Here is a 22,278-nt window from a genome sequence, read left to right as displayed (position 1 = left end):
AAATAAACAGTTGATTTAATTAACCGATACGTCGTTTTAAACCAGTCATTTGTAAAATACGAGTAGAGATTTCTTCAATTGACATTTCAGTGACATTTAAATATTTAATACCTTCTGAAATATAAATACCTTCAATCGCTCTTAATTCCATTTGACACTGACTAAAACTTGCATATCGACTATTTGCTTTGCGCTCGCTTCGAATAGCAACTAAACGTTCCGCATCAATCATTAAACCAAAAAGCTTGCTACGGTGTTCTCTTAATACCGCTGGTAGGCGGTTATCATCTAAATCTTCTTCGGTTAAAGGATAGTTAGCAACACGAATACCGAACTGTAAAGACAGATAAATAGAAGTTGGTGTTTTTCCAGAACGAGACACGCCAATTAAAATTAAATCGGCTTTGTCATAGTGGCGGGTGCGTGCACCATCATCGTTATCAAGCGCGAAATGAACCGCATCAATACGAGCCTTATAATATTCTGAATCGGTTACCGCATGTGTTTGCCCAACCAGTGTTGTTGGTGGTGTGCCAAGTTCCTGCTCTAGCTTACTAATTAATCCTTCAAACACATCCAAATTAACCGCTTTAGCCGTATTAATAATTTCTCGCACATGCGGATCAACTAAAGTATCAAATACTAATGGTAGGCATCCATCTCGGGTTTGGCATTTATTAATCTCAACCACAACCGCCATCGCTGCTTCTTCAGTTGTGATATAAGGCATGATGTGAATATCAAAATCCACATTAGGAAATTGGGCTAATAACGAATGTCCAAGAGTCTCGGCAGTAATTGCAGTTCCATCAGAAATAAAAAAAACGCTCCGTCTAAACTGTTTACTTTCTGACATTAAAATTCTCCTTAAACATTTGTCTTAGTGCTATATAATCTTTATAGTAAACTGATCTTACATGACTGTCGCTTAGTATAATTCTCAACTAAGCACTTTATTTTTATAATTTCATGCCAAGATAGACATTAATACTGCAAAAGTGGAGTGAAAACTTTGGAAGCGCGCGTAATCGGTCTAGAAAAATTAGGGAAACACGATGTCGAACTCGTAGGTGGGAAAAACTCATCTTTGGGTGAAATGATCAGCCATTTATCAAATGCTGGTGTATCGGTACCTGGTGGTTTTGCAACTACTGCTCAGGCCTATCGTGAGTTCTTAGACCAAAGCGGTCTTAACGCTCGAATTCAAGCAGAACTTGCACAGCTTAACGTTGATGACGTAAATGCACTTGCAGAAACAGGCGCTAAAATTCGTCAATGGATTGTAGAGACTCCACTCACTGCAACCTTAGAACAAGAAATTCGCGCCGCTTTTACAGAACTTTCTAACGGCAACCCTGATATCGCGGTTGCCGTTCGTTCATCTGCAACTGCTGAAGATTTACCAGATGCATCTTTCGCGGGTCAACAAGAAACTTTCTTGAATATTCGCGGTATTGATAACGTACTTATCGCCATTAAAGAAGTATTTGCGTCTTTATATAATGACCGTGCTATTTCTTATCGTGTACACCAAGGCTTCGATCATGATGTTGTCGCATTGTCTGCAGGTGTTCAGCGTATGGTGCGCTCTGAAACTGGCGCTGCGGGTGTAATGTTTACCCTTGATACCGAGTCTGGTTTCCGTGATGTCGTATTTATTACTGCATCTTACGGTTTAGGTGAAATGGTTGTACAAGGTGCAGTTAACCCTGACGAATTCTACCTATCTAAACCATTATTAAATGCGGGCAAACATGCGGTATTACGCCGTAACCTAGGCTCTAAGCACCAGAAAATGATTTATGGTGAAGAAGGTTCAGCAGGTAAATCTGTTGTTGTTGTCGACGTTGAAAAACAAGAACGTCAACAGTTCGCATTAAATGACCACGAATTACAAGAGTTAGCTAAACAAGCGCTTATTATTGAGCAGCACTATGGCGCTCCAATGGATATCGAGTGGGCAAAAGATGGTGACGATGGTCAAATCTATATTGTTCAAGCTCGTCCAGAAACTGTAAAAAGCCGTCAAAATGTTGGCACAATGGAACGTTACCTTCTCAAACAAAAAGGTACAGTACTTTGTGAAGGTCGTTCAATTGGTCAACGTATCGGTTCTGGTAAAGTCCGTATTGTTAACTCAATTAAAGAAATGGACAAAGTACAAGATGGTGATGTACTTGTATCAGACATGACTGACCCAGATTGGGAACCAGTAATGAAACGCGCTGCTGCTATTATTACTAACCGTGGTGGCCGTACTTGTCACGCTGCAATTATTGCACGTGAACTTGGTGTACCGGCAATTGTAGGTTGTGGTAACGCAACAGAAGTATTGACTGATGGTCAAGAAGTTACTGTTTCTTGTGCTGAAGGTGATACCGGTTTCATCTACGAAGGTGCGTTAGACTTTGAAGTTCAACGTAACTCTGTTGAGTCTATGCCGAAACTTTCATTCAAAATTATGATGAACGTAGGTAACCCTGACCGAGCTTTTGACTTTGCTCAAATTCCAAACGAAGGTATTGGTCTTGCTCGTTTAGAGTTCATTATTAACCGCATGATCGGTGTTCACCCTAAAGCCCTTCTTAACATTGAAAGCTTACCTCGTGAAACTCGTGCTGCTGTAATGACACGTACAGCTGGCTATGCATCACCTGTAGAATTCTATGTTGAAAAGCTAGTTGAAGGTATTGCAACACTTGCAGCTGCTTTTGCTGACAAACCAGTCATTGTTCGTATGTCTGACTTTAAGTCAAACGAATATGCAAACCTTATTGGCGGTAAGTTATACGAGCCAGAAGAAGAAAACCCAATGCTTGGTTTCCGTGGTGCAAGCCGTTATGTTTCGGACAACTTCCGTGACTGCTTCGAACTTGAATGCCGTGCACTTAAGAAAGTTCGTGATGAAATGGGTCTCACTAACATCCAAATCATGATTCCTTTCGTACGCACCGTATCTGAAGCAAAACGCGTAATTGAGTTACTTGCTCAGAATGGCTTGAAACGTGGTGAGAATGGCTTAAAAGTTATCATGATGTGTGAATTACCAACTAACGCATTGTTAGCTGAACAATTCCTTGAACATTTCGATGGTTTCTCTATCGGTTCTAACGACTTAACTCAATTAACACTTGGTCTTGACCGTGACTCAGGTATTGTTTCTCACTTGTTTGACGAACGTGATGCAGCCGTAAAAGCTCTTCTTTCTATGGCAATTCATGCTTGTCGTAAAGCTGGTAAATATGTGGGTATCTGTGGTCAAGGACCATCTGACCACCCTGACCTTGCGAAATGGTTAATGGAACAAGGTATTGAATCAGTGTCTCTAAATCCTGACTCAGTTTTAGATACATGGTTCTTCCTTGCTGAAGAAAAAATCAAGCAAATCTAATTTGTTATAGAAAAAGACCCATCCGTGGGTCTTTTTTCATCTTTAGAATAGAGAATTTTTACTTATGCAAATTTACTTGGCACGTAATAATCAACAAGCTGGGCCTTATACCTTAGAACAACTAAATCAAATGTTGGCAAGCCAACAAGTTTTACTCACTGATTTAGCTTGGCATGAAGGCATGACAGAATGGAAAGCTTTAGGAGAATTAACCCAAGGTAAACTTGTATATCAACCTACGGGTTATTCTGCTTTTTCAGCAAATACAAATACGCCTTATAACGAGACAATTCAGCAAATTCGTGTTGAAGCTAAACTACATGAGCTTGCTTCAATTTCATCTCGTGCGCTTGCAAAAATTATTGACTTATTACTTTGGCTACCTATTGCAGCCATTCCATCTTTTTTCTTTAATGAAGCTCAATATAAACAACTTTTTGAGCTACAAAAACAAATGCAGTCTGCAGAAGTTGCATCAACTAAAGCAGCTGAACTTCAACAGCAGCTTTTTACACTTATTCCAATTGAAGCGTGGCATACAATGTTACTCTATGTAGTAATAATGCTCGCTATTCAAGCATTTTTGTTGACTAAATTTGGACAAAGTATTGGCAAAAAAATTGTCGGAATTAAAATTGTCGATGCTGAAACGAATGGCAAAGTTAATTTAACGCGTATCTTCTTACTTAGAAGTATCGTTTTCATTATATTAAACTTACTGTTTATGCCAATTAGTACAATTATTGACTATGCTTTTGCATTAGGACAAAAGCGTCAAGCTCTACATGACAAAATTGCAAGAACAAAAGTGATCAAATGATAGTGAATAACTCATTCATTTAATGTCTAAAAAAAAGGAGGCACCCCGCCTCCTTTTTTTCTATAGAGAGTTGATATTTAAATAAAAGCTCTATCGCGATTCGATACCCTACAAAAAAAATCGGGTTTTAAAACAATTATTTCAAGCTTCTTTATGTGTAGCTTAGTTTGTCGATATGAGGCATAATGCCCTACAACGTAGCGGTGTCGCATCATTGAGAAGTCTAATTTTTTAAGACTAGCATTCTCAATCATGCGACACTTTAATCGCTATCCCATATTTAATTAGGGAATGGGACTCTTCACCGAGGTTGTAAAATGAGACAAACGATTTTAGCTGTATTGTCTTTATCAACGCTTGCCGCACTTTTGACTGGGTGTGGTGGTGATATGGTACTTCTAAACTCTAAAGGTCCAGTTGGTCAAGGTCAAAGTGACCTTATGATGACTGCGATCTATTTAATGTTACTTGTGGTGATTCCTTCAATCATCATGGCATTATGGTTTGGTTGGAAATATCGTGCGTCAAATAAAGATGCAGACTATAAACCTACATGGGCACACTCAACTGCAATTGAAGTTGTAGTATGGGGTATCCCTGTCATTATTATTGGTATTTTAGCTTGGTTAACTTGGTGGGGTTCCCACAAGTATGACCCATACCGTCCTTTAGAATCAGATAAAGCACCTTTAACTATTCAGGTTATTGCTGAACAGTTCAAGTGGATTTTTATTTATCCTGAACAAAACATTGCGACTGTTAACGAAGTACGTTTCCCAGAAAAAACTCCGTTAAGCTTCAAAATCACTTCTAACTTCACAATGAACTCATTCTTCATTCCACAGTTAGGCGGTCAGATTTACGCAATGGCAGGTATGCAAACTCACCTTCATTTGTTAGCAAATGAAACTGGTGTATATCGTGGTTTCTCTTCTAACTACTCAGGCTATGGTTTCTCTCAAATGCGTTTCAAAGCGCATAGCGTTACAGAGCAACAATTCAACGAATGGGTAGCAGCTGTTAAAGCAGGTAATGGCTCAACCATTAATCCAGAAGCAATTCAAAAAGCTACGCTTGACCAAGCTGAATTGGCAACCTTACGTGATGGCGATCGTTCTAAGCACCAAATCGAGCATTTAGTAAATCGTGCTAAAGCTGCTGGTGATCAAGAAGCGCTTGCTAAAGCAGAAGCGATGAAACCGTTCCCGACTAAGCCGCACCCTGTGACTTATTACTCTGCAGTTGAACCAAAACTGTTTGAAACAGTTATCAACCATTATATGAGTAACTATCATGGTGTTGACCACTCTGCTGAACATGCAACAGCTGACACTCATGCTGCAGCTGAACACGCTGCTCAAGGGGAATAAGACATGGATATGATTTTTGGTAAACTGGGTTGGGACTCTATCCCGACAGAGCCAATCGTACTTGTCACCATGGTCCTTATGGCAATTGGTGCAATTGCAGTGCTTGGCGGTATCACCTATTTCAAAAAATGGGGATATTTGTGGAATGAGTGGTTTATTACAGTAGACCATAAGAAAATTGGTATCATGTATATCATCGTATCTGTTGTCATGCTTTTGCGTGGTTTCGCCGATGCGATCATGATGCGTTTACAACTTTTCCTCGCTAAAGGCGGCGGTGAAGGTTATTTACATCCTGACCACTATGACCAGATCTTCACCGCACACGGTGTAATCATGATCTTCTTCGTAGCAATGGGTCTCGTTGTAGGTATGATGAACATCTCTGTACCTTTACAGATTGGTGCTCGTGACGTTGCTTTCCCATTATTAAACTCTTTAAGCTTCTGGTTATTCGCTGGTGCTGCTGGTTTAATGATGCTTTCACTTGTATTAGGTGAATTTGCTGCGACTGGTTGGATGGCTTACCCTCCTCTATCTGGCATTCAATATTCTCCTGGTGTAGGTGTTGACTACTATATCTGGGCACTTCAGGTTTCTGGTCTAGGTACGCTTTTATCTGGTGTTAACTTCTTCGTTACCATCATTAAAATGCGTGCACCTGGCATGAAATTAATGGACATGCCTATTTTCACGTGGACTTCGCTTTGTACGGCTGTATTAATCATTGCATCATTCCCTGTATTAACAGGTACACTTGCAATGCTTACTCTAGACCGTTACTTCGGCTTCCATTTCTTCACAAATGAGCTTGGTGGTAGCCCAATGCTTTATGTGAACTTGATCTGGACATGGGGTCACCCTGAAGTATATATCTTGGTATTGCCAGCGTTTGGTCTATACTCAGAAATCGTTGCAACCTTCTCTCGTAAAGCGTTGTTCGGTTACAAGTCTATGGTGTATGCAACTATCGCGATTACTGTTCTTGCGTTTGTTGTATGGCTTCACCACTTCTTCACCATGGGTGCTGGTGCGAACGTTAACGCGTTCTTCGGTATCATGACCATGGTTATTGCGATTCCTACTGGTGTGAAAATCTTCTCTTGGTTATTCACCATGTATAAAGGTCGCATCACCTTTACTACTCCAATGTTATGGACGCTTGGCTTCCTTGTAACATTCGGTATCGGTGGTTTAACTGGTGTACTTATGGCTGTTCCACCTGCGGACTTCTTAGTACACAACTCATTATTCTTGATCGCTCACTTCCATAACGTAATTATCGGTGGTGTGGTGTTTGGTATGTTTGCCGGCATCATTTACTACTGGCCGAAAATGTTTGGTTGGAAGCTCAATGAAGCATGGGGTAAAGCTGCGTTCTGGTTCTGGTTCTTTGGTTTCTATTTTGCATTCATGCCACTTTATATCCTTGGTTTCATGGGTATGACTCGTCGTTTGAATACATATGACAACCCTGAATGGGACCCATACCTTGCGATTGCATTATTTGGTGCTGTTCTTGTTGCTATTGGTATTGCATGTTTCTTAATGCAAATCATTGTTGGTTTCTTACAACGCAAAGACAACATGGACCTTACAGGCGATCCATGGGATGCTCGTACGCTTGAGTGGGCAACTTCTTCCCCTGCTCCATTCTATAACTTTGCGCATGAACCAGATGCAAGCGGTGTTGACCGTTTCTGGACTGACAAAGAAAATGGTGTAGCATACGCACGTAACACTAAATATGAAGACATCCACATGCCGACTGATCGTGCTGCTGGTTTTGTCATTGCAATGTTCATTACTCTTCTTGGCTTTGCACTCATCTGGCATATTTGGTGGCTCGTTGTTGTTTCATTCGCTTCAGCTGTTATTAGCTTGATCGTAAGCTCATTCACTAAGAATGTTGATTACTATGTTCCAGCTGCTGAAGTTGAGCGTATTGAAAACGAACGCTATGCTTTACTTGAAAAACACTTGAAGAAGGACTAAGGAAATGGCTGAAGTACTTCATCACGACAACCATGGCCACGATGGTCATCATGAACATGATGATACAGATCTAACGGTCTTTGGTTTCTGGACATACTTGATGAGTGACTTGATTCTTTTCGGATCACTCTTCATTGCGTTCGCTGTATTAAGCAGTCATGTTCCAGCAGGGACTCCAAGTGCATATGACCTGTTCCATAACTCATTAGGCTACGTGTTAACTGAAACATTTGCCTTATTGATTTCATCGGTAACATTCGGTTTTGCTGTACTTGCATCTTACAAAAAGAATGTAAATCAAGTGATCACTTGGTTATTTATTACATTCCTTTTTGGTGCAACCTTCATCGGTATGGAGCTCTATGAATTCCATCACCTTGTAGAGGAAGGTCATGGTCCAACTCACAGTGCATTCTTGTCATCGTTCTTTACTTTGGTTGGTACGCACGGTATCCACGTAACTTCTGGTTTAGTGTGGATGTTAGTATTGATGTATCAAATCAAAACTAAAGGTTTGACTTTACCGAATACACGTCGTCTTGCTTGTTTAAGCTTGTTCTGGCACTTCCTTGACATCGTTTGGATCTGTGTATTCAGCGTCGTTTACTTACTGGGAGTTCTCTAATGAGTAGTCATGAGCATAATGCTGCTGGTGCGTCACACGGTAACTTTAAGCAATACACTGTAGGTTTTATTCTATCTGTTATTCTTACCATCATCCCATTCGGGATGGTGATGGCAGGTGGTTTTAGCCGCGGTCTTTTAGTTACAGTGATTGCAATTACTGCCGTTGCTCAGGTTCTTGTACAGCTTGTGTACTTCTTACACATGAATACATCATCTGAACAACGTTGGAATATGATTGCATTTATCTACACAATCCTATGTATCGCTGTACTTTTAATCGGTTCTGTGTGGATTATGAATTACCTTCACTACAATATGATGATCTAAACTGATTGTCATGTTGAGAAAGTATTTATTCCTGACTAAACCAGGAATTCTCTTCGGTAATTTCATTACCACCTTGGGCGGCTTCTTCTTAGCCGCCCAAGGCTCTATAGACATCTTATTATTATTGCTCACTCTGATTGGTACAACGTTAGTTGTTGCTTCAGGTTGTGTCGTCAATAATGTTATTGATCAAGATATTGATACAAAGATGCAGCGCACTCAAAACCGCGCACTTGTTAAAAAAACCATCTCTCCTACTGTTGCGCTTATATATGCATTAGTACTTGGATTAATTGGTTTTGGCATTTTGTGGTTTGGTGTAAATGGTTACGCATTTTTGTTTGCAGTCATTGGTTTTGTTGTCTATGTCGGTTTTTATAGCTTGTGGACCAAACGTACCTCAATCCATCAAACCGTTATTGGTAGTATCTCCGGAGCGAGTCCTCCTGTTATTGGTTATACAGCAGTAACTCATCAATTTGATGTAGCAGCCTTGCTTTTGTTTTTAGCATACGGTTTATGGCAAATGCCCCACTCTTGGGCAATTGCAATTTATCGTTTTGATGATTACAAAAATGCGGGAATCCCAATCTTGCCTGTAGCACGTTCTATTTATCGTACGAAAATTGAATGTGTAATATATATCCTGTTATTTGCAGCTGTTTTGAATGGGTTATATTGTTTTGGCTATACCAATGTATTCTTTTTAATTACCTTTAATGCTTTGACCGCATACTGGTTCTATTTATCGATTATTGGGTTTAAAGCCGAAAACGACCAACTATGGGCTAAACGTTTTTTCCTCTACTCGGTCATATTAATTACCCTGTTAAGTTTGAGCTTTAGCTTTACCTATCAATCTCCAGCTCCAAATCTTCCTCTCTTTTAATTAAGGGAGGATTTCCTCCTCAAAAACAACTTTTTATATTTCTTATCAAAAGATTTGTTTTTAGTCTAATTTTTACCTATAATTCAGCCTTCGCATTTTTTGCGACGTAGCTATTATTATTTTAGCTATGACTCCTTGCTTCTAATTTTTTAGGGGCTGTTTAAACCGTAAGGAGCTGACAATGCGTCATTACGAAATCGTACTTTTGGTACATCCAGACCAAAGCGATCAAGTTGTAGGTATGGTTGAACGCTATATCTCTCAGATCAAAGAAGCTGATGGTCAAATTCACCGTTTAGAAGATTGGGGCCGTCGTCAATTGGCTTACCCAATTAACAAAATTCACAAAGCGCACTACATTCTTATGAATGTTGAATGTGGTCAAACTACGCTTGATGAGTTAGAAGAATTATTCCGTTATAACGACGCGATCATTCGTAACCTTATCATCCGTCGTGAACACGCAATCACTGAAGAGTCATTGCTTGCTAAGAGTGCTGAAGAAAAGCGTGCGCGTAAAGCTCAACGTGAAGAAGCACAGCAAGTTGCTCAAGAAGCTGAATAAGGAGAACATCAATGGCACGTTTTTACCGTCGTCGCAAGTTCTGCCGCTTTACAGCTGAGAATGTTGCGTACATCGACTACAAAGATATCGACACTTTAAAACAGTACATCACTGAAAACGGCAAGATTGTTCCTAGCCGTATCACTGGTACTAAAGCTCGTTATCAACGTCAATTAGCACTTGCTATCAAACAAGCTCGCTATTTGTCTTTGATTCCGTACACTGACAACCATAAGTGAGGTGATCTGTGGACGTTATCTTATTACAACGCATTAAGAACCTTGGTAAATTAGGCGATAAAGTATCAGTTAAAGCTGGTTACGGCCGTAACTTCCTTATCCCTCAAGGTAAAGCAGTTGCAGCTACTGAAGCTAACACTGCTGCTTTCGAAGCTCGTCGTGCTGAACTTGAGAAGCAAGAAGCTGAAGTTTTAGCTGCTGCTCAAGCACGTGCTGAACAATTGAACGAAGTTAACATCGTTATCACTGCTAAAGCTGGTGACGAAGGTAAACTCTTCGGTTCTATCGGTACTCGTGACATCGCTGACGCGTTAACGAATGCTGGTCTTACAGTTGACCGTGCAGAAGTTCGTTTACCAAACGGTGCGCTTCGTCACACTGGTGAATTCAACATCGCAATCCAATTGCATCATGATGTTGTTGCAGAAGTTCTCGTTACTATCGTATCTGAGTAATTTCTCATCAAAAAAAGAGCATGCTCACGCATGCTCTTTTTTTATCTCTTAAATTTATGCAATAAAATTAGATATATTAATTCCTGATCAGTTCTTCAGTTTAATTGGTTTTTTAATTAGGTAGTTTATTTATTTTTGTTTTAAGATAGTTCTCGGCTTAAAACCCTTTTTTGTGCACACATTTTATCATCAGGTCTAATTATGTCTCAGGCGAATGCCACTTCTTTAACGCTTTCATCTCCAACAGAAAATAAGACGAGTGAATCAGGCCAACTTAAAGAGTTTCGCACTCCCCCACACAATTTAGCCATCGAGCAAGCTGTGCTTGCTGCGCTGATGACCGTTGCTGAATCTTTTGAGCAAGTCAGTGATCTCCTCAAAGAAAATGATTTTTATGCCACTCGTCATAAATATATTTATCGCGCGATTGAAAAACTAGCACAGGAAAATTCACCGTACGATGCGGTCTTAGTGAATGACTGGCTTTTAAAACAAAATTTACTGAGTGCAATCGGTGGCGAAGAATATTTGATGCAGCTTATGGCTGACTCACCATCGAGTTTCTATAATCTTGAAACTTATGCAACCAAAATTAAAGAATTTTCCACCTTACGTAGCATGATTAAAGTCAGTACGGAAATTTTACAGAATGCTTATGACACAAAAGGTCGAGGTGTTAGTGAAATTTTAGATTTGGCTGAAACCAGTATTTTCTCTTTAGCAGAACAGCATAATAACAATAAGAAAGATTCTGGTCCTAAAGCAATTAGCTCTGTAACTGCTGACGTTATTAGCAAACTTGATGAGCTTTCAAAACTCGATGGAAATATTACCGGTTTAACGACTGGCTTCTTAGAACTTGATAATAAAACTTCCGGTATGCAACCTGGAGATTTAATTATTGTCGCTGCACGTCCATCTATGGGTAAAACTACCTTTGCAATGAACTTGGTTGAAAGTGTTTTACAATACAACCAACTCCCTGCTCTGGTATTTTCTATGGAGATGCCAGCAGACTCAATTGCAATGCGTCTAATTTCGGCAATGGGTAAAGTTCACCAAGGACATTTACGTTCAGGTAACTTAGATGCTGATGAATGGACTAAAGTTACAGGTACCATCCTGCAACTTCAGCAAATGCATTTGTATATTGATGACTCATCAGCCTTACCGCCAACCGAACTCCGTGCCCGTGCTCGCCGCGTTGCCAAAATGCATGATGGCAAAATCGGCTGTATCATGGTCGACTATTTACAGCTCATGAAAGTTCCGGGTATGGGTGACAACCGTGTTGGCGAGATCTCGGAAATTTCACGTAGCTTAAAAGCTTTAGCTAAAGAAATGAACTGCCCTGTGATTGCACTATCTCAGCTTAACCGAAGTCTGGAAAACCGACCAAACAAGCGTCCAGTAATGTCTGACTTACGTGAATCGGGTGCGATTGAGCAGGATGCCGACTTAATCATGTTCATTTACCGTGATGAAGTCTATAACAAAGAATCTAAAGAAGCAGGCACCGCGGAAATTATTATTGGTAAGCAGCGTAACGGTCCAATTGGTACTGTCCGTCTTGCCTTTGAAGGCCAATATACCCGATTTAGTAATCTCTCTCCTGAGTATTACAGCCAATATGATGATGAAGAATAAGCTCTATCTCTAGCCCAAAGGAGTAAATGAGGGTGCGTCAAGCAACAGTTTATATTGATCGCCAAGCGCTTCAATATAATTTAAACCGTGTCAAACAACTCGCAGCAAATTCAAAAATTGTAAGTATGGTCAAAGCTAATGCTTACGGACATGGAGTCAAAGACTGTTTAGCAGCCTTAAATGCCTCAGATGCCTTTGGTGTCGCCTGTCTACAAGAAGGCTTAGAAATCCGACAACTCGGATTCAAGCAACCTGTGACTTTAATTGAGGGAGTATTTTCTGAAGATGAAATGCCTATCGCAATTGAAGAAAAATTTGAATGTGTAATTCACCATCAACAACAGTTTGAGTGGTTAATTAAACACAAACAAACCTATATCGCTCAAGGCTTAAAAGTTTGGGTTAAACTAAATAGCGGTATGAACCGCTTAGGTTTTAAAAATCCTGAAATTATTGAAGTGATTAAAACTTTAAAATCTGAAGGCTTTACCTGTGTACTAGCGATGCATTTTGCAAACGCAGATGTAGACCACCCATTAAACGAGCAGCAAAAACAGCAATTTTTGCATGTTAAACAGGCTTGTGATCCAGTTTTAGCATCTTGCTGTAATTCAGCTGCTATTTTTAAATGGCCAGAACTGAATTTTGACTATGTACGGCCAGGTATTATGCTCTACGGTGCTTCACCTTTTGCAGATAAAACAGTGCATGAGCTTGATTTAAAACCAGTCATGACTTTCACAGCAGAAGTTATCGCGTTAAACCACATTCAAGCTGGTGAACATGTTGGTTATGGTTCGACTTTTTGCGCTCAAAAGGCTATGGATATCGCAATAGTTTCTATTGGATACGGGGATGGTTATCCACGAGCTTATATAAAGCAAAACTTTGTTGCTATTGATGGCAAACTTTGTCCAGTAGTTGGTCGTGTAAGTATGGACATGATTGCAATTGATGTCACAAATACTCAAGTAAAGCTTGGTACCCAAGTTGAACTTTGGGGCAATCAACGTTTGGTTGATGATGTCGCTGAAGCAAACGGAACAATTGGTTATGAACTACTTTGCCGCTTAAGTACTCGTCCAGTCCGTCAAAGCTCTTAATAATTGAATAAATAAAAAAATCCAAGCAAGCTTGGATTTTTTATTTGAAGTCGCTTTCAACGCCAGTAATCATCTGTAGGTTTTGGCATTTCTTGTAAACCACGGCGCAAAGTATCCGACCATTGACGACTAATTTGTGAAAAATATGGATCGTCTTCACTAATTCGTTTACCCATAGGGATCACAAAACTATCTTTGCTATAGACCAGCGCATCTAATGGCAAACCTACCGAAACATTAGAACGCAAAGTTGAGTCAAACGAGATTAAACTACAGCGCAGTGCATCATCCAACGGCATCGCATAATATAAAGCACGATCTAAAATAGGCTTACCATATTTACTTTCACCAATTTGAAAATAAGGCGTGTCTGTTGTCGCACAAATAAAATTACCTTGCGGATAAACATTATAAAGCTGCATATCGCCGCCTTTGATTTGCCCACCCACCAAAATACTACAAGCATAATTCATTTGTTCTTGAGTATCTGAGCTAATATCTTCTAAAACATTTTTTAAAGTTTTACCGACTAAATCGGCCACTTCAAACATTGTATTAATGCTATATAAATTAGGCTCTTGCTGCAAAGTGAGCGCATTTTGCAAATGCCCAATAACCGCTTGTGTCGTTGCTAAATTACCTGCTGTTTGCAAGGCAATAAACCGCTCTCCCGTCACACCAAAAGTATGCAATTTACGAAACACAGAAATATGATCGACCCCGGCATTAGTTCGAGTGTCACTTATAAACACCAAACCCTGTTCTAATCTCAGCGCACAACAATAGGTCATTTCGTTCTCTTTACATTCAACAAGCCAGCACTTGAACCACAGACATCATATTTTCAATACCACCTTGCTCTCGCACCCCTCGAATTGGGGCAACATCAAGATAGTCCCGACCAACTGCCAGATAAATATGATGCTTTGGCGTAAACAATTGATTGCTTACATCAAAACAATACCACTGATTATCTAAAAATACCTCCGCCCAAGCGTGACTGGCTAGGTGCGGATAGTTTTGATCAAATAAATAACCAGAGACATAACGTGCTGGTAATTGTAACGCACGACACATGGCGATTAAAACATGCGCATGATCTTGGCATACCCCTTGAGCTGTGTGAAAAGCTTGTGTAGCAGTGGTATGAACAGATGTACTATCTGGTTGATATGGCATCTTTTGCAAAATATTTTCGCTAAGCAAGGCAATATGCTGTCGATCTTTAACAGTTACAATTTTCTGGGCAAAATCCAACATTTCAGAATCATATTTAGTCACTTCTGTACTTTGAAGAAATAGATTGGTTGGTATAGGTACATCTACCCCACCTATTTCTGTATTTAGAAGCTCTACAATACCCTGTGCCATGAAAGTGAGATGTTGATATTCATAACGCTGAGTAGCAGTTAACCAGACATTATTAAAAATATCTCTTTTCAGTGTTTTATCACCTGGAACACTGATTGCCCAATTTACAACATGTTGATGCAGCGATGTTTGAGGCATCATTTTAATATACTGAATGCTGTTTTTAGCAGTTTCAGTATAATTATAATGCGTTTGATGATTAACCATCAATTTCATAATCATGCCTCGAACATATATTCCAGCTGCTGAGTAAAATTATAATAAGCATCCCAAGTCGGATGATCTTTTAATAATTGCCACGATTGATTAAGCATATTCCAACCTAAATCATTCAACCGTTGAAGTAATTTATCTAGCTCCTGTAAAAGACCTGTAAGATCTTGCTGAAAACGTAGTTGTATATCAAATAATTCTATCTTTTGTCCTAAATGCAGAAATAACGCTATATCTTCATGTTCAGCATCAAGTATTTGATTACATTTATCTAGAGCCTGTCTTAATGAATTAGGATGAGCTCGAATGGACTTAATCGCATGATTCAATTCCGCATAAGCGCTCGAAGATAATATTCCTCTTAATTCCTGAATATTATCTTTAGCAATAACGAATTGGTTCAGTAACGAATATGTTTGTTTCGTATCTAACATATAGCAATTCAGTAATTCTGCTTGATCAATGACCAGCCCAAATGCTGCTGCAAATTGAGTTGCTTTTTCATCATCTGTAAATGGCAAGTGTGATACAGCAAATTTAATCCGCATTAAATAACGGCCCAACCAATAAATGTGGTGTGCACTCGAATTGAGTAAAACCATAAATGTCCTCTTTAACCAGCCATTAGGAATGTAGCGTTTCAACGACCCATGTATCTTTAATCCCTCCCCCTTGTGAGGAGTTTACGACTAAAGATCCTGCCTGCATGGCTACTCGGGTTAAGCCTCCAGGCACAATTTCTGTGCGATATGGAGAACTCAATACAAACGGGCGTAGGTCGATATGGCGCTCAGCCACTCCTGATGTGGTTAAAGTCGGTGCAACAGATAAAGCTAAAGTTGGCTGTGCAATATACTCATGCGGTGTAGCAATCAGTTTTCGTCTAAATTCATCAATTTCACATGAGCTCGCCTTAGGACCAATTAACATGCCATACCCACCAGATCCTTGAGCTTCCTTAATCACTAATTGATCTAGATGAGCTAGCACATAGTCTAAATGTTCTTTTTCACGGCACTGATAAGTGGGTACATTTTTCAGAATTGGAGTTTCTCCCAAATAATATTGAATCATCTGGTCAACATATGGATAAATCGACTTATCGTCAGCTACTCCAGTACCGGGTGCGTTAGCAATCACTACATTTTTCTGTAAATAAGCAGACATTAGGCCCGCTACACCTAAAGCACTATCAGGTCTAAACGCAAGCGGATCTAAAAAATCATCATCTAAACGGCGATAAATCACATCAACTTTTTGACGTCCTCGAATTGTTTTTACAAATACTTGATCATTTTCTACGAATAAATCTCGGTTAGTGACCAGTGGCACATCCATTTCACGTGCTAAAAAGGCATGTTCATAAAAAGCACTGTTAAAACGCCCTGGGGTTAAAACCACAATGAAAGGTCGATCAACATCTGAATTTTCTTGAAGTATTTCTTTTAATAAGCTTGGGTAGTGTTCAATTCCTTGTAAATTATTAGCAGCACAAAGCTCTGGCATAAGTTTCTGGCTAATATTTCTACTTTCAATCATATACGATACGCCAGAAGGTGTTCTTAAATTATCTTCCAGTACGAAAAACTCCCCTTCACCGTCACGAATAATATCTATCCCACTAATTTGAGAATAAATTTTACCTTTAAGCGTATGTTTAAGCATATGTGGCTGAAAAGCTTCATGGCAAATAATCTGACTTTCTGGAATTAACTGTTCCTTTAAAATATGCTGCCCATGATAAATATCATCTAAAAAGTAATTTAAAGCCTTCACGCGCTGTGCACAGCCAGCGGCTATTTTCTCCCATTGTTTTTTTTCGATTACTCTTGGAATTAAGTCAAAAGGAATTGTTCGCTCTGCACCCTCTTTATCACCGTAAACATTAAATGTAATACCTTGATAGAGAAAATGTTGTTTGGCCTCCGTATTTAACTGTTTAAGCTCATCTAAAGTGCGAATGCTCAACCATTGCTCAATTTTTTTAGAAGCGGCACCGTTAGATGTCACATCATCTAGCATTTCGTTAAAAAACTGCGATTTTAGCTGTTCAAATAAGTTCGTCTGTACCGAAAGATTTTCTATAAACGAAGTTTGATTAAGTAATGCGTTGGTCGCCTGCTCTTGTAAAAAATAATCAATATCGGCTTGTAGGTCTTTCTCTTGTTCTGACATAGCAACCTCGTCTTATCATTTATCTATATTTCATTTTTAAATAAGCAATTTCAGTGCCACTTATATATCTATAATGCTTATTGGCTTTCTTTGTTATAACTTTCTTCTAAATTTTAGCATTGATTGTAAAAGTAGCCATAAACCGAATCTGACAAACTTGCTAAATGTGTAAAGTTTTTTTATTGTGTTGACACCAAAGCAATTGGATATAGATGTATTACGCTTATGTCTGTAATAGAAAAAGAAACTTCAAATAGTTTATATCGCCAGTGGCAGATTCTATCTCGCCTTCCTACCGGTAAATGGATCGGGACTCGAGAATTGCAAGAAATGCTTGAGCGTGAAGGTATTGAAATCAGTTTAAGGACAATTCAGCGTGATTTAAATCAAATTGCTCAGCGTTTTCCAATTGAAAGTAACAAAGCTGTGCCTCAAGGCTGGCGTTGGCAATCAGATGCACCAATTCAAAGCTTACCGCATATGACAAGCTCTCAAGCAGTAACCTTTATGATGGTTGAAGAACATCTTAAACATTTGCTCCCACCAAGCCTACTTGATGAGATGGGCCCTTGGTTTGATTTAGCAAAACGCAGTCTTTCTACACAAAATAATGTAAGGCAATGGATTAATCGTGTGCGGATTGTGCCAGCAAGCCAACCACTCATTCCACCTGTAGTCGACCGTGCTGCTCAACAGGCAATTTATGAAGGTTTATTACAAGACAAACAAATTGAATGTGTTTATCAAGCCCGAGTAAATCAAGGTGAAGATAAAACTTATATTTTAAATCCACTCGCGTTGGTCCAAAAAGGTGCTGTTATTTACTTAATTTGCACCCGACACGACAAAACTGAAGTGCAAACCTTTGCCCTACACCGCTTCAAATCCGCTAAGGTTTTAGAAAGTCGTGCGCTCCACCCCGTTAATTTTGATATTGACCATTATATTGACTCGGGTGCTTTAGGCTTCAGAGTAGATTACAACCAGCCTACTGAATCTATTCAACTCACCTTAACCATGACCGAACAAACCGCCAAAACTTTTTATGAAAGTCAGTTAAGTAAAGACCAGACCATTACTCCAATTGAAGAAAACATTGTCGAAGTTACGGCAACTGTTCCATTTACCTCTCAACTCGTCTGGTGGTTACGAAGTTTCGGTAAAAAGCTGCTTCATATTGAACCAGTTCAAGTACACAATGCTGTACGGGAAATCGAAACTGAGAGCAAATAATCAGTAGATATAAAAAAGAGAACCATATGGTTCTCTTTAGATTTTGAATTATAATTTTCTTAATTTTATATTGGCATTTATACTTTTATTTATTTTCAGATCAATATGTTCTCCCCCACCAAAACTGATCTGCTTCTTCGTTTGCGCTATATTGAACATGAGCATTGGCATGCCAAATCATATCCATTGTAGCGAATTGATTTCATTGTCATGTTTAAAGCCCTCTTGTTTGAACGTGAATTCAATATAACCTTCGCTTTTAAACATGTGAAATAAGAAAAAAAGGAAGTGTAATCTATTTTCTTCCTTAGGAAGTTTTAATATATTTTTTGATCAGAAAATAAAAAAGCCCAGTCTTAACTGGGCTTTTTTTACATACTTAAATGATTAAGCTGTTTTTTTCATCATGTTATTTTTACGAATCGTGATCATTACTAGCTGAACAGCAGCTGGAGTAACACCAGGAATACGGCTCGCTTGAGCTAATGTTTCCGGACGAACAGTTTTTAATTTCTGAGTAATTTCACGAGATAAACCAGAAACGACATCATAATCAAAATCGGCAGGAATTTTGGTTTCTTCAAGACGCTTTAATTGAGCTACATCTTCATGCTGACGGTTGATATAACCTTCGTATTTAACAGCAATTTCGATTTGCTCACCAACTTGTTCTGAAACTTCTGAACCCGTAAGTTCTGCAATTTGAGCAAAATTAATATTAGGACGTTTGAGCAAATCAATCGCACTACATTCTTTACTCAAGTCAGCACCAGTCATTTCGACAAACTTTTTACCCATTGGGTTATTAGGCGCTGCCCACAAATGCTGTAGACGCGATGTTTCACGCTCAACTGCTTCCATTTTTTCACAATAAGCAGCCCAACGAACATCATCAACCAAACCAAGCTCACGGCCAATAGTTGTTAAACGTTGATCGGCATTATCTTCACGTAACATCAAACGATATTCTGCACGTGAAGTGAACATACGGTATGGCTCTTTCGTACCTAAAGTAATCAAGTCATCAACCAATACGCCCATATAAGCTTGGTCACGTTTAGGTGTCCATTCTTCTTGTTCCCATGCACGACGCGCAGCATTTAAACCTGCAAGTAAACCTTGGGCACCTGCTTCTTCATAACCGGTAGTACCGTTAATTTGTCCTGCAAAATACAAGCCGTTAATTGCTTTGGTTTCTAGAGTAAATTTCAAAGCTTGCGGGTTGAAATAATCATATTCGATTGCATAACCCGGACGCAAAATATGGGCATTTTCCATACCACGAATTGAGCGAACAAGTTCAAACTGAACATCAAATGGTAATGAAGTCGAAATGCCATTTGGATAAAGCTCATGTGTATCTAGGCCTTCTGGCTCTAAAAATACCTGATGTGAGTCTTTATCAGAGAAACGATGAATCTTGTCTTCAATTGAAGGACAGTAACGTGGACCTACACCTTCAATGACACCGGTATACATTGGTGAACGGTCTAAACCACCACGAATAATGTCATGCGTTTTTTCATTGGTATGCGTGATATAGCAGTTCACTTGTTCAGGGTGCATTGAAGCATCCCCCATAAATGACATGACTGGAGACGGGAAGTCACCTGGTTGTGGTATCATAACAGAGAAATCAACTGAACGGGCATCAATACGCGGTGGAGTACCTGTTTTTAAACGACCTACCGGTAGTTTTAATTCACGCAGACGTTGAGCAAGAGCAATAGAAGGAGGATCTCCTGCACGACCACCACTTGATTTTTCTAAACCAACGTGAATAACACCCCCCAAGAATGTACCAGTAGTCAACACAACAGTTTTTGCGTCAAAGCGAATACCCATTTGGGTAACAACACCCTTAACAGTATCACCTTCAACAATCAGGTCATCGGCCGCTTGTTGGAAAATATCAAGATTTGCTTGGTTTTCCAAAGTCTCACGAATCGCAGCTTTATAGCGAACACGGTCAGCCTGAGCACGCGTTGCACGTACTGCCGCACCCTTACGCGAGTTTAAAATACGGAATTGAATACCACCTTTATCGGCAGCCAAAGCCATCGCACCGCCAAGAGCATCAATTTCACGAACTAAGTGTGATTTACCAATACCACCAATTGCTGGGTTACAGCTCATCTGACCCAAAGTCTCAATGTTATGGGTCAAAAGCAAAGTCTGTCGTCCCATACGCGCCGCAGCAAGTGCCGCTTCCGTACCTGCGTGACCGCCACCGATAACGATAACATCATAAACTTTAGGATAGTGCATGAGTACAAAAACACCAGAAAAAAAAGACGGAACATTATAGCAAAATTATCTGCTTATTGATGTACATAATTACAAAATTGTCATCACATGATTTACGCTACACCACATGTTTTGACATTTTGTTGCATGAATTCAATACAAAGTGAATGTTTTTTCAAATATTTCATTTTAGAATAAAAATTGTACAGCACTTCTATGACTTTAAAACTAACGCAACTAGAAGGAACACAAAATGAAAAGTACCATGTTAAAAATCTTAACCGCATCTCTCCTTTGCTTTTCAGGCGTAACGTTGACCCACGCTGCGACCAATCATACTGCTAAATCGACTCATACTGCTAAAACAACTAAGCATGCTGCAGAGTCAGGTACATCAGTAACGCAAAAAGAACTGAGAGCTTGTGCTAAAAAACGTCAGGGCGAATGGGTGTCTTACAGCCATAATGGGGTAACCTTTAATGGTACTTGCCAACCAAATGAAAATGGCAAATTACAATTTAAAGCCCCTGCTCCTTAATATAGTTTTGACTTAAGGTATAAAGAAATCACTTTATTTTCTTCTATACCAGATCATCATTTTCAAAAGCGGTCCATTAAAGATGGGCCGTTTTCTTTTTTAAAGCCTTCTAGTCAGCTACAATATGCCTTTAAATAAAATTTTAGGTCCTTTTCGTGAAGTGGTTACAAATACACATTACCGTTGATCAAGAACAAGTTGAATTCACAGAAACACTATTAATGTCTCTAGGTGCGGTAAGCGTAACTCTGGATGATGCCGAAGATCAGGCTCTACTTGAACCATTACCAGGTGAAACACCTTTATGGAATAAAGTCATTGTTACAGGTATCTATCAACAAGACGAACAAGACCCAATTGATGTTGACACTTTAGAAGCTTTCTTAAAAGCTCAGCTTCCAAATGTACCTATGCGTCATGAAGAACTTGAAGACCAAGTTTGGGAACGCGCATGGATGGATTATTATGAACCGATTCAAATTGGGGAAAAATTCTGGATTGTGCCAGAATGGTTAGAACCACCAGAAGCAGATGCGACCAATATTAAACTTGATCCAGGACTTGCTTTTGGTACAGGCAACCATGCAAGTACATTCTTATGCTTACAATGGTTAGGTAAAACCGATGTAAAAGATAAGATCGTCATTGATTATGGCTGTGGTTCAGGAATTTTAGGTGTTGCAGCTTTATTATTAGGCGCTAAAAAAGTATTTGCGACAGATATCGACCCACAAGCGGTTTTAGCAACAAAACAAAATGCTGAACTTAATGGAGTATTAGATCGCCTATATGTTGGCCTTCCTGAAGAGTTTGATCAAGAATTCAAACCTCAACAAGCAGACGTTTTGGTAGCAAATATTTTAGCGGGACCATTAATGGCACTTGCGCCAGAGTTTGCAAAATTACTTAAATCTGATGGTGAGTTCGCACTTGCTGGTGTGATTGAAGAGCAAGTAGCTGATGTTTCAGGTGTTTATTCTGATTTTTTTGATATATTAGACGTCGAAAAGCGCGAAGAAAACTGGTGTCGTATATCAGGAAAACGCAAAACAATAAATTGAGACTATTTAACT

21 protein-coding genes are annotated in these 22,278 nt (G+C 39.4%); 15 read left to right on the top strand and 6 right to left on the bottom strand.

Translation table 11 applies throughout. The features are described from left to right. Window positions 1-19 precede the first annotated feature (19 nt). Window positions 20-856 (bottom strand): pyruvate, water dikinase regulatory protein, encoded by an 837-nt coding sequence (locus RMA95_RS04265; protein ID WP_263614047.1) that lies wholly within the window; start codon window positions 854-856, stop codon window positions 20-22. A 147-nt stretch (window positions 857-1,003) separates the two neighbouring features. On the opposite strand from RMA95_RS04265, the gene ppsA reads away from it, so the two are divergent. The 12 genes from ppsA to alr all read left to right on the top strand — a co-directional run bounded on the left by ppsA (window position 1,004) and on the right by alr (window position 13,428). After that, window positions 1,004-3,391 (top strand): phosphoenolpyruvate synthase, encoded by a 2,388-nt coding sequence (gene ppsA / locus RMA95_RS04260; protein ID WP_263614048.1) that lies wholly within the window; start codon window positions 1,004-1,006, stop codon window positions 3,389-3,391. A 64-nt stretch (window positions 3,392-3,455) separates the two neighbouring features. Further along, window positions 3,456-4,211: an RDD family protein gene (locus RMA95_RS04255; RefSeq protein ID WP_311069676.1), complete on the top strand. Its 756-nt coding sequence runs from the start codon at window positions 3,456-3,458 to the stop codon at window positions 4,209-4,211. Window positions 4,212-4,528: 317 nt separating this feature from the next. After that, window positions 4,529-5,581, top strand: coding sequence for a ubiquinol oxidase subunit II (gene cyoA / locus RMA95_RS04250; protein ID WP_200027564.1), 1,053 nt, complete (start codon window positions 4,529-4,531; stop codon window positions 5,579-5,581). 3 nt (window positions 5,582-5,584) lie between these two features. Next, the gene (gene cyoB / locus RMA95_RS04245) at window positions 5,585-7,576 is read left to right on the top strand and encodes a cytochrome o ubiquinol oxidase subunit I (RefSeq protein ID WP_039251505.1); all 1,992 of its coding nucleotides are present in this window, start codon (window positions 5,585-5,587) and stop codon (window positions 7,574-7,576) included. A gap of 4 nt (window positions 7,577-7,580) precedes the next feature. Then, on the top strand, window positions 7,581-8,201 hold the full coding sequence (gene cyoC / locus RMA95_RS04240) for a cytochrome o ubiquinol oxidase subunit III (RefSeq protein ID WP_002049203.1): 621 nt from the start codon (window positions 7,581-7,583) through the stop codon (window positions 8,199-8,201). After that, complete coding sequence (locus RMA95_RS04235) at window positions 8,201-8,530, top strand: cytochrome o ubiquinol oxidase subunit IV (protein WP_000094534.1); 330 nt, start codon at window positions 8,201-8,203, stop codon at window positions 8,528-8,530. The genes cyoC and RMA95_RS04235 overlap by 1 nt, the downstream gene beginning before the upstream one ends. Window positions 8,531-8,540: 10 nt before the next feature. After that, window positions 8,541-9,419 (top strand): heme o synthase, encoded by an 879-nt coding sequence (gene cyoE, locus RMA95_RS04230; protein ID WP_311069674.1) that lies wholly within the window; start codon window positions 8,541-8,543, stop codon window positions 9,417-9,419. Between the two features lie 181 nt (window positions 9,420-9,600). Further along, the gene (rpsF, locus tag RMA95_RS04225) at window positions 9,601-9,984 is read left to right on the top strand and encodes a 30S ribosomal protein S6 (RefSeq protein WP_002049107.1); all 384 of its coding nucleotides are present in this window, start codon (window positions 9,601-9,603) and stop codon (window positions 9,982-9,984) included. Window positions 9,985-9,995: 11 nt separating this feature from the next. Next, window positions 9,996-10,223 (top strand): 30S ribosomal protein S18, encoded by a 228-nt coding sequence (gene rpsR / locus RMA95_RS04220; protein WP_000090661.1) that lies wholly within the window; start codon window positions 9,996-9,998, stop codon window positions 10,221-10,223. 8 nt (window positions 10,224-10,231) lie between these two features. Beyond that, the gene (rplI, locus tag RMA95_RS04215; RefSeq protein ID WP_000382591.1) at window positions 10,232-10,678 is read left to right on the top strand and encodes a 50S ribosomal protein L9; all 447 of its coding nucleotides are present in this window, start codon (window positions 10,232-10,234) and stop codon (window positions 10,676-10,678) included. A 201-nt stretch (window positions 10,679-10,879) separates the two neighbouring features. Next, window positions 10,880-12,325 carry a replicative DNA helicase gene (gene dnaB / locus RMA95_RS04210; RefSeq protein WP_263614051.1) on the top strand — a complete coding sequence of 482 codons (1,446 nt, stop codon included), beginning with the start codon at window positions 10,880-10,882 and terminating at the stop codon, window positions 12,323-12,325. Window positions 12,326-12,357: 32 nt separating this feature from the next. Further along, window positions 12,358-13,428 carry an alanine racemase gene (gene alr / locus RMA95_RS04205; RefSeq protein ID WP_263614052.1) on the top strand — a complete coding sequence of 357 codons (1,071 nt, stop codon included), beginning with the start codon at window positions 12,358-12,360 and terminating at the stop codon, window positions 13,426-13,428. Window positions 13,429-13,484: 56 nt separating this feature from the next. Here alr and RMA95_RS04200 read toward each other — a convergent pair whose 3' ends face one another. From RMA95_RS04200 to RMA95_RS04185, 4 genes are read right to left on the bottom strand one after another with little or no spacing between them, the layout of a single operon-like run. Further along, window positions 13,485-14,219 (bottom strand): proteasome-type protease, encoded by a 735-nt coding sequence (locus RMA95_RS04200; protein ID WP_263614053.1) that lies wholly within the window; start codon window positions 14,217-14,219, stop codon window positions 13,485-13,487. A 16-nt stretch (window positions 14,220-14,235) separates the two neighbouring features. Continuing rightward, the gene (locus RMA95_RS04195; protein WP_263614054.1) at window positions 14,236-15,015 is read right to left on the bottom strand and encodes a transglutaminase family protein; all 780 of its coding nucleotides are present in this window, start codon (window positions 15,013-15,015) and stop codon (window positions 14,236-14,238) included. Window positions 15,016-15,017: 2 nt separating this feature from the next. Next, a complete protein-coding gene (locus RMA95_RS04190) occupies window positions 15,018-15,614 on the bottom strand; it encodes an alpha-E domain-containing protein (protein ID WP_263614055.1) in 597 nt (198 codons plus the stop codon). A 22-nt stretch (window positions 15,615-15,636) separates the two neighbouring features. After that, on the bottom strand, window positions 15,637-17,187 hold the full coding sequence (locus RMA95_RS04185) for a circularly permuted type 2 ATP-grasp protein (RefSeq protein WP_311069672.1): 1,551 nt from the start codon (window positions 17,185-17,187) through the stop codon (window positions 15,637-15,639). A gap of 225 nt (window positions 17,188-17,412) precedes the next feature. Between RMA95_RS04185 and RMA95_RS04180 the strand changes: the two genes are divergently transcribed. Beyond that, entirely contained in the window at window positions 17,413-18,420 is a 1,008-nt protein-coding gene (locus tag RMA95_RS04180; RefSeq protein WP_200027567.1) for a YafY family protein, read from the top strand. A 387-nt stretch (window positions 18,421-18,807) separates the two neighbouring features. Here the strand turns inward: RMA95_RS04180 and mnmG are convergent, their stop codons facing one another. After that, window positions 18,808-20,688 (bottom strand): tRNA uridine-5-carboxymethylaminomethyl(34) synthesis enzyme MnmG, encoded by a 1,881-nt coding sequence (gene mnmG, locus RMA95_RS04175; RefSeq protein WP_311069671.1) that lies wholly within the window; start codon window positions 20,686-20,688, stop codon window positions 18,808-18,810. A 232-nt stretch (window positions 20,689-20,920) separates the two neighbouring features. Here mnmG and RMA95_RS04170 point away from each other — a divergent pair, with 232 nt between their 5' ends. Then, window positions 20,921-21,205 carry a hypothetical protein gene (locus RMA95_RS04170; protein WP_311069670.1) on the top strand — a complete coding sequence of 95 codons (285 nt, stop codon included), beginning with the start codon at window positions 20,921-20,923 and terminating at the stop codon, window positions 21,203-21,205. Between the two features lie 155 nt (window positions 21,206-21,360). Then, the gene (gene prmA / locus RMA95_RS04165; protein ID WP_311069669.1) at window positions 21,361-22,266 is read left to right on the top strand and encodes a 50S ribosomal protein L11 methyltransferase; all 906 of its coding nucleotides are present in this window, start codon (window positions 21,361-21,363) and stop codon (window positions 22,264-22,266) included. Window positions 22,267-22,278: the final 12 nt, after the last annotated feature.

The organism is Acinetobacter sp. V110_1, from assembly GCF_031798975.1.
Lineage (GTDB): Bacteria > Pseudomonadota > Gammaproteobacteria > Pseudomonadales > Moraxellaceae > Acinetobacter > Acinetobacter nosocomialis_A.
This window is presented reverse-complemented; position numbering and strand designations above follow the sequence as displayed.

Excerpts from the sequence above, each read along its gene's own strand:
- RMA95_RS04195 (WP_263614054.1), bottom strand. The coding sequence starts at position 15,015 with ATGAAATTGATGGTTAATCATCAAACGCATTATAATTATACTGAAACT.
- rpsF (WP_002049107.1), top strand. The coding sequence starts at position 9,601 with ATGCGTCATTACGAAATCGTACTTTTGGTACATCCAGACCAAAGCGAT.
- rpsR (WP_000090661.1), top strand. The coding sequence starts at position 9,996 with ATGGCACGTTTTTACCGTCGTCGCAAGTTCTGCCGCTTTACAGCTGAG.
- cyoE (WP_311069674.1), top strand. The coding sequence starts at position 8,541 with ATGTTGAGAAAGTATTTATTCCTGACTAAACCAGGAATTCTCTTCGGT.
- RMA95_RS04180 (WP_200027567.1), top strand. The coding sequence starts at position 17,413 with ATGTCTGTAATAGAAAAAGAAACTTCAAATAGTTTATATCGCCAGTGG.
- RMA95_RS04255 (WP_311069676.1), top strand. The coding sequence starts at position 3,456 with ATGCAAATTTACTTGGCACGTAATAATCAACAAGCTGGGCCTTATACC.
- cyoC (WP_002049203.1), top strand. The coding sequence starts at position 7,581 with ATGGCTGAAGTACTTCATCACGACAACCATGGCCACGATGGTCATCAT.
- RMA95_RS04200 (WP_263614053.1), bottom strand. The coding sequence starts at position 14,219 with ATGACCTATTGTTGTGCGCTGAGATTAGAACAGGGTTTGGTGTTTATA.
- RMA95_RS04235 (WP_000094534.1), top strand. The coding sequence starts at position 8,201 with ATGAGTAGTCATGAGCATAATGCTGCTGGTGCGTCACACGGTAACTTT.
- cyoB (WP_039251505.1), top strand. The coding sequence starts at position 5,585 with ATGGATATGATTTTTGGTAAACTGGGTTGGGACTCTATCCCGACAGAG.
- RMA95_RS04170 (WP_311069670.1), top strand. The coding sequence starts at position 20,921 with ATGAAAAGTACCATGTTAAAAATCTTAACCGCATCTCTCCTTTGCTTT.
- cyoA (WP_200027564.1), top strand. The coding sequence starts at position 4,529 with ATGAGACAAACGATTTTAGCTGTATTGTCTTTATCAACGCTTGCCGCA.
- RMA95_RS04190 (WP_263614055.1), bottom strand. The coding sequence starts at position 15,614 with ATGGTTTTACTCAATTCGAGTGCACACCACATTTATTGGTTGGGCCGT.
- mnmG (WP_311069671.1), bottom strand. The coding sequence starts at position 20,688 with ATGCACTATCCTAAAGTTTATGATGTTATCGTTATCGGTGGCGGTCAC.
- RMA95_RS04185 (WP_311069672.1), bottom strand. The coding sequence starts at position 17,187 with ATGTCAGAACAAGAGAAAGACCTACAAGCCGATATTGATTATTTTTTA.
- RMA95_RS04265 (WP_263614047.1), bottom strand. The coding sequence starts at position 856 with ATGTCAGAAAGTAAACAGTTTAGACGGAGCGTTTTTTTTATTTCTGAT.
- dnaB (WP_263614051.1), top strand. The coding sequence starts at position 10,880 with ATGTCTCAGGCGAATGCCACTTCTTTAACGCTTTCATCTCCAACAGAA.